The organism is Lactobacillus sp. C449L, assembly GCF_059900815.1.
Genome location: NZ_JBWXGA010000310.1, coordinates 1 through 434, shown reverse-complemented (window position 1 = coordinate 434; position 434 = coordinate 1). Strand labels below are relative to the sequence as shown.

1 protein-coding gene is annotated in these 434 nt (G+C 73.7%); it reads left to right on the top strand.

What is annotated here, in order from left to right:
- On the top strand, positions 1-434 hold a 434-nt coding region (locus tag AC2JF9_RS09540), incomplete at both ends, for a family 78 glycoside hydrolase catalytic domain (protein WP_500727300.1).

Below are 434 nucleotides of genomic sequence, written 5' to 3'. Positions count from 1 at the left end.
GTATGCGAGCCCGTTCGGCTGGCGGATCGAACGCTACGGCTTCGGCCCGGCGCCGCGCCGCTTCCTCGCGCAGCTCCGGCTCGATTATGACGACGGCAGCAGCGAATGGGTCGCCACGGGGCCGGGATGGCGCATCGCGCCCTCGCCGGTCGTCATGTCCGAAATCTACGATGGCGAGATGTTCGACGCCCGTCTGGTCCGGCCCGGCTGGGACGCGCCGGGCTTCGACGATTCCGGCTGGGCCGAGGCCCGGCTCGGGGCCGCGCCCGGCGCCCGCCTGGTGGCGCAGGTTTCGCCTCTGCTGGAACGGACCGGCACCCGCCGCGCCGTCCGCGTCACCGAGCCCGCGCCGGGGCGCCATGTCTTCGACTTCGGGCAGAATTTCTCCGGCTGGGCGCGCATCCGGGCGAACGGGCCGGCGGGGACGGCGATCA